At 73.5% G+C, this 15682-nt stretch carries 11 protein-coding genes and 1 pseudogene; 4 read left to right on the plus strand and 8 right to left on the minus strand.

The genetic code is table 11. From position 1 onward, the window contains the following. Positions 1-62: 62 nt before the first annotated feature. Together ACIGXJ_RS06760 and ACIGXJ_RS06765 are read right to left on the minus strand one after the other, a co-directional pair. Positions 63-980 (minus strand): hypothetical protein, encoded by a 918-nt coding sequence (locus ACIGXJ_RS06760; RefSeq protein WP_399642215.1) that lies wholly within the window; start codon positions 978-980, stop codon positions 63-65. Continuing rightward, positions 977-1366, minus strand: a complete 390-nt coding sequence (locus tag ACIGXJ_RS06765; protein WP_399642216.1) for a hypothetical protein — start codon at positions 1364-1366, stop codon at positions 977-979. The genes ACIGXJ_RS06760 and ACIGXJ_RS06765 overlap by 4 nt, the downstream gene beginning before the upstream one ends. Positions 1367-1662: 296 nt before the next feature. Here ACIGXJ_RS06765 and ACIGXJ_RS06770 point away from each other — a divergent pair, with 296 nt between their 5' ends. Next, positions 1663-5592: a CHAT domain-containing protein gene (locus tag ACIGXJ_RS06770; protein WP_399642217.1), complete on the plus strand. Its 3930-nt coding sequence runs from the start codon at positions 1663-1665 to the stop codon at positions 5590-5592. Positions 5593-5742: 150 nt separating this feature from the next. Here ACIGXJ_RS06770 and ACIGXJ_RS06775 read toward each other — a convergent pair whose 3' ends face one another. The 3 genes from ACIGXJ_RS06775 to ACIGXJ_RS06785 form a co-directional block, all read right to left on the minus strand. Beyond that, complete coding sequence (locus ACIGXJ_RS06775; RefSeq protein ID WP_399642218.1) at positions 5743-6240, minus strand: lamin tail domain-containing protein; 498 nt, start codon at positions 6238-6240, stop codon at positions 5743-5745. Positions 6241-6528: 288 nt separating this feature from the next. Continuing rightward, on the minus strand, positions 6529-8757 hold the full coding sequence (gene katG, locus ACIGXJ_RS06780; protein ID WP_399642219.1) for a catalase/peroxidase HPI: 2229 nt from the start codon (positions 8755-8757) through the stop codon (positions 6529-6531). A 32-nt stretch (positions 8758-8789) separates the two neighbouring features. Next, positions 8790-9245, minus strand: coding sequence for a Fur family transcriptional regulator (locus ACIGXJ_RS06785; protein WP_399642220.1), 456 nt, complete (start codon positions 9243-9245; stop codon positions 8790-8792). A gap of 517 nt (positions 9246-9762) precedes the next feature. On the opposite strand from ACIGXJ_RS06785, the gene ACIGXJ_RS06790 reads away from it, so the two are divergent. Then, positions 9763-10326, plus strand: coding sequence for a chloramphenicol phosphotransferase CPT family protein (locus ACIGXJ_RS06790; protein ID WP_399642778.1), 564 nt, complete (start codon positions 9763-9765; stop codon positions 10324-10326). A 21-nt stretch (positions 10327-10347) separates the two neighbouring features. Here the strand turns inward: ACIGXJ_RS06790 and ACIGXJ_RS06795 are convergent, their stop codons facing one another. The 3 genes from ACIGXJ_RS06795 to ACIGXJ_RS06805 form a co-directional block, all read right to left on the minus strand. Further along, positions 10348-11316 carry a helix-turn-helix domain-containing protein gene (locus tag ACIGXJ_RS06795; RefSeq protein WP_399642221.1) on the minus strand — a complete coding sequence of 323 codons (969 nt, stop codon included), beginning with the start codon at positions 11314-11316 and terminating at the stop codon, positions 10348-10350. A gap of 191 nt (positions 11317-11507) precedes the next feature. Further along, on the minus strand, positions 11508-13763 hold the full coding sequence (locus ACIGXJ_RS06800; RefSeq protein WP_399642222.1) for an ATP-binding protein: 2256 nt from the start codon (positions 13761-13763) through the stop codon (positions 11508-11510). Between the two features lie 142 nt (positions 13764-13905). Continuing rightward, complete coding sequence (locus ACIGXJ_RS06805) at positions 13906-14379, minus strand: carboxymuconolactone decarboxylase family protein (protein WP_399642223.1); 474 nt, start codon at positions 14377-14379, stop codon at positions 13906-13908. A 99-nt stretch (positions 14380-14478) separates the two neighbouring features. Here ACIGXJ_RS06805 and ACIGXJ_RS06810 point away from each other — a divergent pair. Both ACIGXJ_RS06810 and ACIGXJ_RS06815 read left to right on the plus strand, forming a co-directional pair. Beyond that, a pseudogene (locus ACIGXJ_RS06810) lies at positions 14479-15137 on the plus strand (pirin family protein); the annotation flags it as partial. Positions 15138-15220: 83 nt separating this feature from the next. After that, positions 15221-15559 (plus strand): GNAT family N-acetyltransferase, encoded by a 339-nt coding sequence (locus tag ACIGXJ_RS06815; RefSeq protein ID WP_399642224.1) that lies wholly within the window; start codon positions 15221-15223, stop codon positions 15557-15559. The last annotated feature ends 123 nt before the right edge of the window (positions 15560-15682 follow it).

Below are 15682 nucleotides of genomic sequence, written 5' to 3' on the forward strand. Positions count from 1 at the left end.
CCGCCCTCGGCCCCCGTTACCGTTGGCCCCTTACCCTTTGCGGCGTGAGACCTTGGTTCCCCTCACCCATGGAGGTGTGAGCGGTCGGTGCGGTCCTTGCGCATCAGGGACGTGGCCCGCGCTCCCGCCTCGCGGGTGAGCGGCCCCTCGCACTCCAGCCCCAACTGCACGATCAGGTCACGCCCGTACAGGTCGACGGCCGCCTCCACCAGGTCCGCCTGCACGGCGACCGCGTCGCGTATCCGATGCCGTGCGGTGAGCAGCACCCCCGCCGCCGGAAGCGCGGCCGGCCACCACACCAACGCCAGCGGCAGATACAGCGCCCCCCATCCGGCGAGCCGGGCCGCCGCCGTGCAGGCCGCCATGGCCTTCACGAGCTCCGCGCGCGCGGCATCGGGCATCAGCAGCCACAGCCGGGGCCAGGCCGCCGACAGGTCGAGGTGGTAACTGGCGTGCACCCGCTGGTCCACGGCATGCAGCCGGTCCCCGATCCAGGTCGGGCGGGCGGCGGGCTCGGGACTCATGGCGTCCCGGCGTACGATCGCCGACCGCAGCCGCCGCCCGGCCTCCGGACCGCCACCGGAGGCGGCGAACTCCCGCACCGCCTCGGCCACCGCCGCCTCCGCACGCTCCCAGCGCCGCCTGCGCCGGGCCGTGAGCCGCCGCAGCACCGGCTCCTCACCGGACGCCCACCACACCCGCTCCACCAACCGCGCGGCGGCGGAGGCGCCCAGACCGGCGGCGGCCGCCGCCGCGGTGAACGCGGCCGCACCGATCAGCACCGTCCCGAACCGCCCGCTGGCCGGGGCCGCCGCCACCGAGTCCAGCCACGCGGTCAGCGGCCCCAGCTCGAAGGCATGACCGTGGCCGAGCAGGACGGCGACAGCCGCGGTACACACGTAGAAGGCGCCGGGCAGAAGCAGCAGCGTGGCCCAGCGGCCCGCCAACTGCCTTCCCAGTTCGGCCAGTACGACGCTCACAGACGGAACGTACGGGAGACGAGCGGAGTCCCGGTCAGCCCGCACCGGGGCGCCGCATCGGCCTGCGCCCCCTCCTGAGGCACGAGGCGCGGGCACGCGACCGGCGCCGGGCAGGCCCACAGGGACACGCCGGGATGGGCCGTCGTTCCCCGCAGCGTGTCGTAGTCGCGGGCCCCGTTGGTGAGCCCGTCGATGCCCTGCCGGGCGAACGCGTCGTCCAGCGCGTCGAGATCCGCGGTGACCGAGGGCCCCCGCTCGCCCGAGGACACGGCGTCCCGCAGTCGCTCCAGCTCGTCGCCCACCCCGTACCGCACCGCCCGCTCCCGCAGCGCGTCCCCGTCCGTCTGCGGACACAGCCGCGCCAGCCGCTCCCCGATCGCGTCCATCCCGGCCCCTCCCGGCACCGCGCCGCCTTCACACGCATGTCCTGTCACATGAACCTCCGTCACGCTACTACCGGCTGCCGACAGCGGGGCCCGGACGAAAGGGCTGAGCCGGCGACGGGGGTGGTGACGGTGGTGGCGGTCAGTACGACGGTGGCGGGCACCAGGGTCACGGGAACCGCCGAGCGAGGCCGAGCGTTGCACGGATACCGGCTGCCGTACACGCATCGTGACGAACTCGATACGTACGGGAACCATCCGCTGAGGCGGGACGTTGGGCGGGACACGGGGGTGAAACCATGGAAGATCTGCGACGCTACACACGCACCGGCGACGGACGGGACCTGCCGCCGCTGCCCGACGCAGTCCTGCCGCCGGAGCCCGGGACCGACCCGGCCGAGACGGCACGGCTCGCACTGATCCGCTGGTACCGCTATCGCCACCTGCCCGGAGTGCGCGGACTGCAGGAGTACCGCGCCGCGGTGGAACTGGCGGGCCTCGTCACCGAGCTTCCGCCGGAACTGCCGCCCCTGCCTTCTACGCTGCGCGCCCATCTGGGCCGGACCCGCACCGCTCCCCGCCGCCCTCGGTTCCTCAGGCGTTCCACACCGGCCGCCGCCCCTCCGGAGGAGGAGAGGGGCACCCTCGGGCCGGCCAGGATCGACCAACTGCTCTTCCTCATGGCACGTTTCGAGGAGGAGGACGACTTCAAGGCGCTGGACACCGTCATCGACCTGCAGATCCGCTGGCTGCGGGAGGACGGGACGTCCCTGCGCGAGAAGGCGGCCCTGCTCAGCGACAGCGCCCGGCTGCGGCTGCGGCTGGCGGAGCTGGACGCGCACCGCAGTTGGACGGAGGCGGGGGAGCGAGGTGCCGAACTCGCTGTCCAGGCCACCGTGCGGCACCCGGAGCGGGACGACCCGCATCTGGCCAACCGGCTGACGCTCAAGGCGCGGTGCGCGGCCCACCTCCACCACGAGCGGCTGGACCCCGGCGCCCTGGAGCGCGCGACGGCCGATCTGCGCCGGGCCGTGGAGGCGGCACGGCAAGGCACCCCCGTGCATCTGCACCCGGCGCGCGAACTGGTCGGCGTGCTCAGGCGCCGTGCGGAGGAGACGGGTTCGGCGGAGCTGCTGCTCGAGGCACTCCAGGCCGCCGACGACCTGGTCCGGGCCACCAGCCCCGAGGACCGACGAGTTGACGAACACCGCGGGTGGCGCGAGCTGTTGGAGGAGCAGACCGTCGCGCGGACCGGCGCGCGGGCGGCCCGGTCGGTCCTGAACCGGCCCGCACCGGCACACTCCCCGGACGACGGGGCACGTCTCGCACAGGCCTGGCGGACGGCCGACGACCCCGACGCCACCCCGGCCGAGCGTCGCCGCGCCGCCCTTCTCCTGGTCGAAGCGGTGCCGGGCGGGCACGAGGACCGGCCGGCAGTCCTGCTGCTGGCCGCCGAGGCCGAGTTCCGGCACTGGAAGTCCGGCGGCGACGAAGCCTCGCCGTGGCGGGCCCGCGCCTGGGCCCTTCAGGCGGTGGACGCCGCACCGCCCGGGCATCGGCTCGCAGGGCGGGCGCTGGTCGCGCTCGCCGAGGCCACCGTCCATCACGCGGGTTCCTCCGCGGCCGACGCCCCGTTCGCCGACGAGGCGTTGAGCGCCGCGCGCAAAGCCAGGAAGGAGCTGCCGGACGACGACCCGGACACGCCCCGGAACCTGGAGCGGCTGTCCAGGGTCCTGATCGCCGTCGCCAACGTCCTGTCCGACGGCACGCTGCTGCCCGAGTCGCTGGAGATGCGCAGGGAGGCCCTGGCGCGCACACCGCAGGACGATCCGTTCCGCCCCTTCCGCATGTCCAACCTCGCCGGCGCGTTGCGCGACTTCGCCGAGCACGAGGCGGACGACGCGGCCGGCGCCGAGGGTCTGGAGCTGGCCCGCATGGCGGCCGACGCGCTCCCCGAGGACCATCCGCGCAAACACGAGCTGCTCCTCAATCTGGCCGGCCATCTGATCCGCGGCGGCCAGAGCGACGAGGACCGGCTGGAACACCTGGCCGAGGCCGAGCAGCTCTACCGGCGCGGTCTGGCCGCACTGCCCCCGGACCACCCCGACCAGGGACGCTTCCTCAGCTCGATCAGCCAGGTCCGCCATGCCGCGTACCAGAGGACCGGGGACCGGAAGACACTGGCCGACGCCGTGCGGCTGGCCCGCGAGGCAGTGGAGCGCACCCTGCCGGACGACCCCTACTGGGTCGAGCGCCACATTCTGCTCGCCCGCCCCTGCACCGCCCTGCACAAGCTGACCGACCCCGACTCTCCGGAGGCCGAGGCGCTGCGCACGGAGGCGCTGCGGGCCTGGGAAGCGGTCGCCGAGGACGCTCGTACGGGCCCCAGGTACCGGCGCGAGGCCCAGGAGAAGCGCGCGATACTCGCCCAGGGCGCCGGTGACCCACGGCTCGCCCTGCGCGTACTGGAGAGCCTGCTGGACGACGATGTCCCGCAGTTGGCCCAGCGGTCCCGGCCCGGGCCGGTGCGCAAGGGCATCGCGGCCGTCGCGCCCGTCCTGGCCGCCCGCGCGGCCCGGGCCGCCATCGACACGGGCGACGCCGACAGGGCCGTGCACCTGCTGGAGAACGGCCGCGCGATCCTCTACGGCCAGAGCCTCGCCGCCCGCCGGTACCGGGAGGCGATCGAGCGGATCGACCCCGAGGCCGCGCAGCGCCTCGCCGAGATCGACGTGGAGCTGACCACGGCCGACTTCTACGCCAACGTCCGGTCCATCGAGACGAGGACCGTCGACCGGGACGCGTCCGGCCGAGTCCTCAAGGAGACCTCCAGCCGCAGGGATCCACGCCCCGGCTGGGCGGCCACCACCCGCCGGCTCGCCGCCGAGCAGCAGCGCATCCTGCGCCGCCTCTCCGAGCATCCGGAGGTCGCTGCGGTGACCCGTCCCGCCTCCCTGCCCGAGCTGCGAGCCCGCATCGCCGGCGCCACCGTCGTGTTCGTCCTCGCCCATGCCGACCGCGGCGACGCCCTGCTGGTCCCCGCCGACCCGGCGCGTCACGTCGAGCACGTCCCCCTGCCGGGCCTGACCGAGGCCGCCGTCCGTGAGCGGAGCACCCTGCTGGAGCGCGCCCTGGCACAGGCACTCGACCTGACGGCCTCCTTCGACACCAGGGAGGCGGCCCAGACCCAGGTCCACGCGGTACTGGAGTGGCTGTGGGACGAGGTGGCGGGGCCGGTGCTGGACCGGGTGGAGCGTGAGGAGCCCGGCGAGAGGCCCGGCTCCACGTCCGGGGGCTCGGCCGGCGACCTGGAGCCGAGTGAGAGGCCCGGCTGCAAGTCCGGTGCCCCAGCCGGTGACCGCCCCGCCGACCAAGTCCTGCCGCGTCTGTGGTGGTGCCCCGTGGGGGACCTGGTCCGGCTGCCGTTGCACGCGGCCGGGCATCACCGGGACACCGGCGGCCACACGCCCCGTACGGTCATCGACCGCGTGGCCCCCTCCTACACCCCGACCCTCGCCGCGCTGGCCCACTCCCTGCGCGACGCCCCGCCCGGGTCACGGCCCGAGACCCCGCGCGACCCCTCACCCGAGGTCCTTCGCCCCACCACACCCGACACTCCGCCCGCACACCACAAGGGTGTCCTGGTCGTCACCGGTGCCGAGTGCCCGCGGTTGCCGCCGTTGCCGGAGGCGGGAAAGGAGGCCGAGACCGTGCGGGCGGCGGTACCCGGTTCGCGGGTGCTCAGCGGGGACGGGTCCCGCCTGGAGGTGCTGGACGCGGCCCTGCGCGAGTACGCCCTGGTGCACTTCGCCTGCCACGGGGACAACGACTCCTCGCTCGGGATCCTGCGCGGCGGTGGCCTGCACCTCGACACCAGTGAGACCCTCACCGCCTCCCACATCCAGGACACCGCCCTCGCGCACGGAGCCGTGGCGTTTCTGTCCGCGTGCAGCACGGCCGAGCCGCACCCCGAGCTGCCCGACGAGCCCATGCATCTGGCCGCGGCCTTCCAACTGGCGGGCTTCCGCAGTGTGATCGGCACACTCTGGCGGGCCCCGGACACCCCCGCGATATCGGGCGCGTTCTACCGCGCCCTGACCGCCGACGGCACCCGCCCGCCCGACACGACCCGGACCGCGCAGGCCCTCACCACCGCGATACGCACCCTGCGCGCCAGATACCTGGCCTCACCTACCCGCTGGGCGGCCTACCTGCACGTCGGCGCGTGAGGCGGCGGGCGGCCGACTGGGCCGTGCCCGCGGCGAGGGACAGCGACCCGAGGCCGAGGGACGGCGGGGCGGGTGGGCCTCCTCCTCGCCCGGCCCGAGACCACGCAACGGGGCCGGGCGAGAAGGAGTCGGCGGCACCGCGGGGCGATGTCAGCCGTGGAAGCTGATGTAGCCGTTGCGGTCCGGGTCGTTGGCGGACTTGGTGTACGAGTGGACGTCGGCGCGGCTGCCGTTCGACTTGTACACGTAGATCGTGTCCCTGTCGTTGTTCCACATGAAGTTGCAGTTCTGGCGGTAGACGACGTTGTTCGCGTCGGAGTCGGTGCCCCGGCCGCCGCGCAGCTTCACGTAGTCGCCGGGCTCGAGGTAGTGGTTCGACGGGAACGTGAAGGTGTGGCCCGCCGCATCCCTGACCTTGTAGCCGCGCAGGTTGACGGTTCCGGTCCGCGAATAGTTCTTGAGCGTCAGGTACTCGGCCCTGGTGTTGCCGGTGGTGCAGTTGTTGGAGTCGCTGCCGGGAGCGTCGTACTGAATGCCCTTGATCTTCAGGACCGACGCGTACTCGGTGGCGTGGGCGGAGCCGGCCGTGGTGAGGGTGAGGGCTCCGGCGGCGGCGAGGGACGCGGCCACGGTGATGCGTATGCGCATGAGGTGTGTTCTCTCCCCATTGGTACGAACGAGAGCTGGAGCATACACAGACCGTGGAGCAGCGGTGGGCGTTGAGTGAGGAACCGGTGAAGACCGTGCACATGGGAACGCCCGGGCCGGCCCGCGAGGGGCCGACCCGGGCGTCAGGGCCGTCAGAACCGAACGCCGGACCATGACCGGTGGTCGGACGAGGTGGTGGTCGGACCAGGGCCGTTGGTCAGGCGATGACCGTTGGTCAGGCGACAACCGTTGGTCAGGCGAGGACCGTTGGTCGGACGGGAGCCGGTGTCAGACGAGGTCGAAGCGGTCCAGCTCCATGACCTTGGTCCAGGCCGCGACGAAGTCGCCGACGAACTTCTCCTTCGCGTCGTCGCTCGCGTAGACCTCGGCGAGGGCGCGCAGCTCGGAGTTGGAGCCGAAGACGAGGTCGGCGCGGCTGCCCGCCCACTTGACCTCGCCGGTGGCCGCGTCGCGGCCCTCGAAGGTGTTGGCGTCCTCGGAGGTCGCCTTCCATGTCGTGCCCAGGTCGAGCAGGTTGACGAAGAAGTCGTTGGTCAGCGCGCCGGGCGTCGTGGTGAGGACACCGAGCGGCGAGCCCTGGTGGTTGGCGCCCAGGACACGCAGACCACCGACGAGGACGGTCATCTCGGGGGCGCTCAGGGTGAGCAGGTTCGCCTTGTCGAGCAGCAGGTACTCGGCGGGCAGACGGTTGCCCTTGCCGAGGTAGTTGCGGAAGCCGTCGGCGGCGGGCTCCAGCGCGGCGAACGACTCGACGTCGGTCTGCTCCTGGGAGGCGTCCACACGGCCCGGGGTGAAGGGCACCTCGATGTCGAAGCCGCCGTCCTTGGCCGCCTTCTCGATCGCGGCGCCGCCGCCGAGCACGATCAGGTCGGCGATGGAGACCCGCTTCCCGCCGTCCTGGGCGGAGTTGAAGGACTCCTGGATGCCCTCCAGGGTGCGCAGCACGGTCGCCAGCTGGTCGGGTTCGTTGACCTCCCAGCTGGCCTGCGGCTGCAGCCGGATCCGGGCGCCGTTGGCGCCGCCGCGCTTGTCGCTGCCGCGGAAGGAGGAGGCGGACGCCCAGGCGGCCGACACCAGCTGGGACACCGTCAGGCCGGACTCGAGGATCTTCGCCTTGAGCACGGAGACGTCCTCGGCGTCGATCAGCTCGAACGTGCGCTCGGGCAGCGGGTCCTGCCACAGCAGGGTCTCGGAGGGCACCTCCGGGCCGAGATAGCGCACGACCGGGCCCATGTCGCGGTGGGTCAGCTTGAACCAGGCACGGGCGAATGCGTCGGCGAACTGCTCCGGGTGCTCGTAGAAGCGGCGCGAGATCTGCTCGTAGACCGGGTCGAAGCGCAGCGCCAGGTCGGTGGTGAGCATCGTCGGCAGGTGCTTCTTCGCCGGGTCGTAGGCGTCGGGGATGATCGCCTCGGCGTCCTTGGCGACCCACTGGTGGGCGCCGGCGGGGCTGGTGGTCAGTTCGTAGTCGTACTCGAAGAGGTTCTTGAAGAAGCCGTTGCTCCACCGGGTGGGGGTGGCGGTCCAGGTGACCTCGAGGCCGGAGGTGATGGTGTCCGCGCCCTTGCCGGTGCCGTAGCTGCTCTTCCAGCCGAGGCCCTGGTCCTCCAGGCCGGCGGCCTCGGGGTCGGCGCCGACGTGGTCGGCGGGGCCCGCGCCATGGGTCTTGCCGAAGGTGTGGCCGCCGGCGATGAGGGCGACGGTCTCCTCGTCGTTCATCGCCATCCGGTGGAACGTCTCGCGGATGTCGCGGGCGGCGGCGATCGGGTCCGGGTTGCCGTTGGGGCCCTCGGGGTTGACGTAGATGAGGCCCATCTGGACCGCGCCGAGCGGGTTCTCCAGCTCGCGGTCGCCGGAGTAGCGCCGGTCGTCCAGCCAGGTGGTCTCGGGACCCCAGTAGACGTCCTCCTCCGCCTCCCAGACGTCCTCGCGGCCGCCGGCGAAGCCGAAGGTCTCGAAGCCCATCGACTCCAGGGCGACATTGCCGGCGAGGATCATCAGGTCGGCCCAGGAGATCTTCTGGCCGTACTTCTTCTTCACCGGCCACAGCAGGCGGCGGGCCTTGTCGAGGTTGGCGTTGTCGGGCCAGCTGTTCAGCGGCGCGAAGCGCTGCTGGCCGGCGCCGGCGCCACCGCGGCCGTCGCTGATGCGGTAGGTGCCCGCGCTGTGCCAGGCCATACGGACCATGAAGGGGCCGTAGTGCCCGAAGTCGGCCGGCCACCACTCCTGCGAGGTGGTGAGCACCTCGGCGATGTCCCGCTTCACGGCCGTGAGGTCGAGGCTCTGGAAGGCCTCGGCGTAGTCGAACTCCTCGCCGAGGGGGTTCGCCACGGCGGGGTTCTTGGCGAGGATCTTCAGGTTGAGCCGGTCCGGCCACCACTGCCGGTTGCCGCCGCCCTGGGTGGGGTGCGGAGCGCGCCCATGCGCTACCGGGCAGCCGCCGGAAGACGCCTCGGTCTTCGCGTCTGTGACGATTGCATCGTGGTTCTCAGACATGGGAATCCTTCCGGACTAGGCGGATCACGTGCTCAGGAACTGCGGGGACTGCGGGAACTGCGGGTGGGAGAGCAGTCGGGGCACAGGCCCCAGTAGATGACCTCGGCCTCGTCGATGGTGAAGCCGTGGTCGTCGGAGGCGGCCAGGCAGGGCGTCTCGTCGACCGCGCAGTCGACATCGGCGACGGCCCCGCACGACCGGCAGACGACGTGGTGGTGGTTGTCACCGACGCGCCCCTCGAAGCGGGCCGGGCTGCCGGCCGGTTCGATCCGGCGGATCAGCCCCGCCCCGGTCAGCGCGTGCAGGCCTTCGTAGACGGCCTGGACGGAGATGTGACCCACTCGGTCGCGGACGCCCGCCGCGATCGCGTCGGCGCCCAGGTGATCACCGTGGCGGACGGTCTCCAGCAGGGCGACCCGGGCGGCCGTCACCCGCAGGCCCGCGCCGCGCAGCTCGTCGGCGGTGTCCGGTGTCCCCGATGCGGTCATGACGCCGAACCTACCCTCATAAACACGAATGGTTCAAGGAAACGATCCAGGCAAGTTTTAGTCCAGGTCCAAAATGCCGCTAGGTCGACATTTGCACATGCGTACAGATCGGGTGCCCTCGCTCGGTCGTGGGTGCACCGCCGGGCCCCGCCGCGTGATCATGTCGGCCCCGTGTGTGCGGCGTGGAGGTCGTGGACGTCGGGCGTGTGTTCTCCGGAGTCGGCCCCCGCACGGCGCCGGATGCGATGATCATGCCGGTGGCGCGGAGGGTGCTCCGCGACCGGAACCCGCGCGAGAGGACCACCGCATGACGGCCGAGACGGTGAGCGACCCGACCGACCCGACCGACCCGAGCAACCCGACCGATCTGGGCAACCCGACTCACCGGACTGACCGGACCGCTCCGAGCACCCCGACCGCTCCAAGCACCCCGACCGCTCCGACCGCTCCAAGCACCCCGACCGCTCCGAGCACCCCGAGCACCCCGACCGCCCCGGGCGACCCGGCTGACGCGCGCATCCCGGACACGGGCGTCGGCGGAACGGTCATCCTGCTCAACGGCACGTCCAGCTCGGGCAAGTCCAGCATCGCCCGCGAGCTGCTGCGCGTCCTGGAGGGCACCTGGTTCCACGTGCCGGTGGACGCCTTCCACGGCATGCGCGGCGGCGTGATCGTCGACGGTGACCTCCAGGCCGAGATCGACCGCACCTGCAAGGGCTTCCACCGGGCCGTCGCCGGCATGGCCGCGGGCGGGAACAACCTCGTCGTGGACTACCCCCTGAGCCGGCGCTGGCGGCTCCTTGACCTCCTCGACGTCCTGGTCCCCGAGGACACCGTGCTGGTCGCGGTCCGCTGCCCCCTGCCGGAGCTGGTGCGCCGCGAGGCCCTGCGCGGAGACCGCGAGCGCGGGCTCGCCGCGACGCAGTTCCCCCACATCCACTCCCACGGCCCGCACGACCTCGACGTCGACACCGGCCGGCACAGCCCCGCCGAATGCGCCCGCCGCATCCACGACTTCCTGCCGCACCGCCCGCGCCCGACGGCTTTCGAGACCCTGCGGCGCTCCCTGCGCACCCGCTGACCCCGCGCGCCGGGACGCCGCTCAGCCGCGCGCGCCGCGGCCGAGGTCGCGCATGGCCCGCCACTGCCGGGGCGTGAAGCCGTACGCGCCACGGAACACCCTGCTGAAATGGCCCGGGTTGGCGAACCCCCAGCGCCGGGCGACCTCCGAGACGGTGGCTGCCGGGCGGCCGGGGACGGTGAGCTCGCGGGCGCACTCCTCCAGACGCCGGCGCCGGATCAGCCGGGCCACGGTCGTGCCCTCCTCCTCGAAGAGGCGGTGCAGATAGCGCACGGAGATGTGGTGCGCCCGCGCCACGGACTCGGGGGAGAGCCCGGGGTCGCCCAGGCACCGGTCGATGTGGTCGCGGACGCGCTGGACCAGCTCCGCACGCGAGGTCTCCGCCGCGGTGGCCGTGCCCGCGGATGCGACCAGTGTGGTGAACAGGTCGACGACACCGGAGGCGATCCGCCCCGCCTCCGTCGGCGTGTACGCGTGCGCCGAGGCGGTGAGGCGGGTGAGGAACGGCCGGAGCACCGCTCCCGGACCCCCCATCGTGTCGAGCACCATGCCGCAGACCCGGCGGACCTTCTCCTCCGGCAGCGCCAGCGCACGCCGCGGCACCTGCACCTGCCGGCTGCTGAACCGCTCCGGGTAGTCGAGGGCGTACGGGCGGGCCGTGTCGTACACCACCAGATCGCCCTCGCCCACGACGGTGTGGCGGCCGTCCTGGACGAGGGTCGCCGTGCCGGAAGTCTGCACGGCCGCCGTCAGATACGCCTCGTCCGAGCCGGAGATCAGCGTCGGTGTACGGGCCGCCCGGTGGGCGTCGGCCTCGATGGACGCGGTCCGCACGCCGCCCAGCCGTCCCGCGGTGATCCGGCCGCGGAAGGGGCCGCCCCGCTCGCGCGGGGTGACCCGCATCGGTACGACGGCCTCGCTCAACGCGGCTCGCCAGTACCCCACCCGCTGGGCGGCGGGCACCGCGTCCGTCGTCCACACCGAGTCCACCCGGCCCCCTCACCGCCGTACCGCGAGCGTGCGCGGCCACCACCGGCTCGAAGGGCCGTCGACCGCCCGGCCAGCCAATCAACGGGCCGTCACGGGGACCAGGCACAACACAGGCAGAAAGCGCGGGGCGGCCGGGTGCGCGCGGCGGCGAGGCGCGGGGAGCGCTGTCGAGAGGGGGCGCTGAGACTCCCCTAAGGGGCGGCGTCCAGGCCGGCCAGGCGCGCCCGGGCCGTGGCGACCCGCTGCGGCTCGGCGTCCGGGCCGAGTCCGGCACAGCGGGCGAAGGCCTCCCGGGCCGCGGCCGGCTCCCCGGCGGACAGCAGGGCGTCGCCGAGCTGGACGAGGTGGATGCTCTCCATGGCCGTGTTGCCGCTGTCGCGGGAGATCCCGACGGCGGTCCGCAGTCGCCCGACGGCCTCGTCCCAACGCCCCAGCTTCCCCAGGGCCTTGCCGAGCCCCGCGTGCAGCCCGCGCCGGGTGAAGTCGGCCACGTGCGGGGCGATCCGGTCGCCCAGTTCGTCGAGCAGGGCGAGCCCGCCGAGGAAGCCGTCCACGGCGGCCTCGTGATCGCCCTGGTCGCTGAGGTTGACGGCGCGCGCGTACTCGGACTGGACGAACCCGTGCAGATCGCCGGACGACCTGAACAGGCCGGCGGCCAGCCTGTTGTGCTCGGCGGCCCGGCCGTACGCCTCCAGCAGCCGGTGCGCCCAGGCCTGGTAGTAGTGGGCCCAGGCCTGCTGGGCCGTGTCGTGCGCGAGCCGCGCCGCCCGCAGCGCCTCGGCGGACAGGGCGAGGCTGTCGCGGGGGCGGCCCTCGCACAGCAGCACCGCCCAGGCGTGGTAGTTGAGCTGCGTGGCCTCCAGGACCGGGTCGCCCAGCGCCCGGGCGGCGCGCGCGGCGGAGCCGAAGACCTCCGGCCAGTGCCCCCAGAAGATCCACTGGTCGGAGAACCAGTGCAGGGCCTCGGCCAGCCGTACCACCGAGGCGTGCTCCCCGGCCACCGCCGCGGCGCGCAGCGCGGCCAGCCAGTTGGGGCCTTCGGCCTGCAACCACCGCCGGGCCCGGCCCGCGTCCGACAGGTCGACGGTGCCGCACCAGGAGGCGGGCGGTGCTCCGTGATCTGGTTCGAACCAGCGGCCCGCGACCACCGCGGTCTCCAGCAGCATGCGGTACAGCGCGGCCCGCGCCGCCTCCACGTCCGCGGCTTTCTCGTCGGCGGCCAGCCGGTCCCGGGCGAACAGCCGCAGCAGGTCGTGCAGCCGGTAGCGCTCCCCGTCCGTGCCCAGCAGCCCCGCCTCGACCAGTTCCTCCAGCGTGTCCTCGGCGTCGAACGGCTCCTGCCCGGTCAGCTCGGCGGCGGCCGGAGCGGCCGTGTCGGGCCCCGGTATCAGCGCCAGACGCCGGAACAGCCGGGCCGCCGACGGCGTCAGCTGCCGGTACGACAGGTCGAAGGCGGCCGTCACCCGCATGTCCCCGGCGGACAGCGCGTCCAGCCGCCGCTCCTCCCGCGCGAGCCGGTCCGCGAGCCGGCGTACGGTCCAGCCGGTGCGGGTGGCGAGCCAGTTGCCCGCGATGCGCAGGGCGAGCGGCAGGTGCCCGCAGCGCCGGGCGACGTCCTCGAGGGCGGCCGGGTCGGCCGCGGCGCGCTCGGCACCGACGAGACCGGTGAGGAAGGCGGCGGCCTCGCTGCCCGTCAACTCCCCGAGCGGCAGGCGGCGCACGCTCTCCAGACCGGTGAGCATGCGCCGGCTGGTGACCACCACCAGGGCCGTCCCGGCGCCGGGCAGCAGCGGACGCACCTGCCGCTCGTCGCGGGCGTCGTCCAGCACCAGCAGACACCGCCGCTCCGCCAACAGCCGCCGGTAGAGCGCCGGATGGCCCTGCGGGCCGGCGTGCGCGAGGTCCTTGTCGGAGACCTGGAGAGCCTTGAGGACGCCGAGCACGAGTTCCGCCGGTTCGGGCGGGCCGTCCTGGGTGCCGCGCAGTTCGAGGACGAACTGCCCGTCCGGGAACCGGTCGGCGAGCCGCCGGGCGGCATGCAGGGCGAACGTGGTCTTGCCGGTCCCCGGCGCCCCGGACACCGCCACCACCACCGGCGCGGCCGGCTCGTCGTCCGCGAGTCGCTCCAGGTGCGCCAACTCCGCCTCGCGGCCGGTGAAGTCGGCGATCCCGCGCGGGAACGCCCGTACGCCCGCCGGGCTGTAGCCGGGAGAGCGCCCGGCCCGGGCGGCGGCGAGCAGCCGTTCGCGGTCCGCCTCGGAGAGGGCCAGGCCGTCCGCGAGCGCGGCCACCGTACGCCGCTGGGGGGCGGCCCGCCGCCCGCGCTCCAGGTCGCCGATGCCGCGCACGCTGACGCCGGAGCGCTCCGCGAGCGCCTCGATGGTCAGGGACGCGGCCACGCGCAACTCCCGCAGCAGCGTTCCGAAGACGTCCCGTCCACCGGTCATGTGCGCCCCTGCCTCCGTGCATGATCGACAGGAATCCTAGAGGGCCGGGGCCGGTCCGCGGCGGAAGTTGATCTAGGGTGCACAGTTGCTGCCCGGGAGCGCACCGGGCGGGCCGGGAGTGCGGCAGGCGTGCGAGGGTGGGTCAGTGTTCGGGGCGTACGGGGTGGCCGCTGAGGATCGAGACCCGGTTGAAGGCGTTGATGGTGATCGCCACCCAGATCACGGCGGAGATCTGGTCCTCGGTGAGCGCCTCGCGGGCGGCGGCGTAGGCGGTGTCCCGCGCGGAGAGGTCGGCCGGCGCGGTCGTCGCCTCGGCCAGGGCGAGCGCGGCCCGCTCGGCCGGGGTGTACAGGTCCGCGTCGCGCCAGCCCGCGAGCACACCCAGGCGCTGGGGCGTCTCACCGGCGCGCAGGGCGGCCCGGGTGTGGGTGTGCAGACAGTAGGCGCAGCCGTTGAGCTGCGACACGCGGAGGTTGACCAGCTCCACCAGCCGCCGGTCGAGTCCGGCCTCGGCGGCGACCGAGCGCACGGCCTCGGCGGTCTGCACCAGCGCGTGGTAGGCCTTCGGGCTCTGCTTGTCCACGAAGATCCGCTCGGCGTCGGGGGTGCTGTTCAATCTCGGCTCCTTCGGGGGCCGTCGGCGGTTCGGGCTGCGCTACGCTACCCGTTCCACTATTGTTGAAGCATAAACTATCATGGGTGTGGAGGTCTTCCGATGGGCGACGTCGAAACCGCCCCCGTAGCGGTGCGCCGTGCGACGGAGCCGGCGGCGGACGGGCCCCGCGTGGAGGTGCGCACCCCGCGCGACGTGCCCCTCGGCGGCCCCCGGGCCATGACCGTACGGCGCACCCTGCCCCAGCGGTCCCGCATCCTGGTCGGCGCCTGGTGCTTCGCCGACCTCCCGCACGCCCGGCTTCGCTCGCGCGGGGGGACCCCCATCGGCCCCGACCCCGTCGCCGACACCGGCGGCATGGTGGTCGCGCCGCACCGGTGGCTGTTCAGCGGCGAGATCGAGCACCGCGACAGCCTCGGCAGCCACGCCCGTGTGCGCCCCGGCGAGCTGAACCGCATGACCGGCGGCCACGGCATCGCCCACTCCGAGGTCTCCACCCCGGACACCACCGTCCTGCACGGCGTCCAGCTCTGGGTCGCCCTGCCCGAGAAACACCGCCACACTCGCCGGGACTTTCGGCACTACGCCCCCGAACCGGTGCACATCGAAGGCGCCGAGATCCGTGTCTTCCTCGGCTCCCTCGCCGGCTCCACGTCACCCGTGCCGACCTTCACCCCCCCCTTCTCGGCGCCGAGATCGTCCTCGCCCCGCACACCACGCTCACCCTCGACGTGGACCCCGGCTTCGAGCACGACCGCCTCCCCGCCCCCGCCCTGCCCCACGCCACCCTCACCCCGCGCCGCAACCCGCCGCGCGCCTGACCCGACCAGAGAGGACCCGCCCCATGAGCGAGACCGGAACCACCCCCACCGTCCGTCGCGCCGACGACCGCCACCGCTACGAGATCCACGTCGGCGCCACCCGCGCCGGCCTCACCGCCTACCGTGACCGCGGCACGCAGCGCGTCTTCTTCCACACCGAGGTCGACGACGCCTTCGCCGGACAGGGGCTCGCCGGAAAGCTGGTCGAGGAGGCCCTCACGGACGTCCGCGCGCAGGGCCTGCGTATCGTGCCGGTCTGCCCCTACGTCGCCAAGTTCCTCAAGAAGCACACCGAGTTCGCCGACATCACCGACCCCGTGACCCCGGACGTGCTCGCCTGGCTGGAGAAGGAACTCGGCTGACACCACCGCCCCTCCCTCCGGTGCAACCCCCACCCCTCGTCCGACCTGCGGATAGTGACTCGGGGTAACACCCTCGGTGACGTAGAGTCGGGACCGGTGGGGGACACCGGAAGGGGGAGGGGG

It is taken from the genome of Streptomyces sp. NPDC053367, from assembly GCF_044545925.1.
GTDB lineage: Bacteria > Actinomycetota > Actinomycetes > Streptomycetales > Streptomycetaceae > Streptomyces.